The 1,445-nt window shown below is 65.3% G+C and carries 2 protein-coding genes; one reads left to right on the top strand and one right to left on the bottom strand.

The genetic code is table 11. The annotated features are described in order from the left end of the window. On the bottom strand, positions 1–419 hold a 419-nt coding region (locus ACFWI9_RS33710; protein ID WP_387168964.1), incomplete at its 3' end, for a transposase. A 425-nt stretch (positions 420–844) separates the two neighbouring features. On the opposite strand from ACFWI9_RS33710, the gene ACFWI9_RS33705 reads away from it, so the two are divergent. Continuing rightward, positions 845–1,445 (top strand): FG-GAP repeat domain-containing protein (locus ACFWI9_RS33705; RefSeq protein WP_387168961.1); only part of this gene is annotated, 601 nt, incomplete at its 3' end.

Raw genomic sequence — 1,445 nt, 5'->3', positions numbered from 1 at the left:
CCTCTACGACGCCGGGAAGGCATTCCCGGCACCTCTCGCACTGGCCGCATAACCGCCGCACTTGACCCGCCAGTGACATGAGATGTCTCGTCGACGCCGGTCAACCGGCGCTGACGCTTCTTGACGATCTGCGGTTCAAAGGCGCCGGCGCGGTCTCGAGGGACCTCGATTTGGACCGGCCCGACGTCCGTGACAACGGTCTTGGACCGCTTGCCGTTGCGCGAGTTGCCGCCGTTCTTCCCAGCCGGGTCATGCCGGTCATAGCCCAGGTGATCGGTCATCTCGCCCTCGAGAGCGGACTCCAGCAGCCGCTTCGTCAGCTGTTGCAGCAACCCGCCCTCGCCGGTCAGCTGCAGGCCCTCGGCCTGGGCCCACACCACGAGCTCCTCGATGAACCAGTCATCCACCGCTGCCGGCACAGACCCCGAAACGGGCTCCCTGGCTACGTTCTCGCTGGTCACAGGCGCACTCTTCCACGATCGGAGTTACACCGTTCTTCTTACAGTCCCGCCCCCAACGACATCACGCCTCGAACGTCAGTAGACACTCCCCGAATTTCTTACAGTCCCGTTCAAGCCGGTGGCGGAGTCGGTGTGTGGGCTCATCAGGTGGTTCTCGATTGCCATTCGTGGGTGTCGGGGAGGGGGTGGCGTGTGTGGTTGGGAGGGTGTGTGTCGCCGGGTGGTCTCGCTGGTCGTGGGGCTCGTCAGTTCAGGAAGCGTCTTGGCGATGTGTCCTCGCGTCAGCGGGTGGGGGGCGTTCGGCGTGTCTGGGCGTCAATGTCCCAGCCGTCGTGAGGAGTGGGAGAGGCGATGATGTCAGAGCGTGTGTCGGGGAGAGTGTCATGACGAGGGTGATGCGGGGCTGCTTGGCGTCAGTTGCCGCGCTGTTGATGGCGGCCGGGCTGATCATGGGATTGTCCTCTGGAAATGCGTGGGCTGCGACCGCGACATTCGCCGCCCCGGCCGACTACCCCACCGGCAACGAGCCGCTCTCGGTGGCGGTGGGTGACTTCAACGGCGACGGCGACCAAGACCTGGCCACCGCCAACGTTCTCGCGTCTACGGTGTCGGTGTTGGTGAATAATGGTGACGGCACGTTCGCCGCCCCGGCCGACTACCCCACCGGCAACGGCCCGGCCTGGGTGGCGGTAGGTGACTTCAACGGCGACGGCGACCAAGACCTGGCCACCACCAACATCACCGCGGATACAGTGTCGGTGTTGGTGAATAATGGTGACGGCACGTTCGCCGCCCCGGCCGACTACCCCACCGGAACCGCCCCGAACTCGGTGGCGGTAGGTGACTTCAACGGCGACGGCGACCAAGACCTGGCCACCTCCAACATCACCGCGGATACAGTGTCGGTGTTGGTGAATAATGGTGACGGCACGTTCGCCGCCCCGGCCGACTACCCCACCGGAACCGCCCCGAACTCGGTGGCGG

The organism is Streptomyces sp. NPDC127084, assembly GCF_042724175.1.
GTDB lineage: Bacteria > Actinomycetota > Actinomycetes > Streptomycetales > Streptomycetaceae > Streptomyces.
The sequence above is the reverse complement of the archived record's forward strand: the minus strand, read 5'-3'. Positions and strand labels throughout refer to the sequence as shown.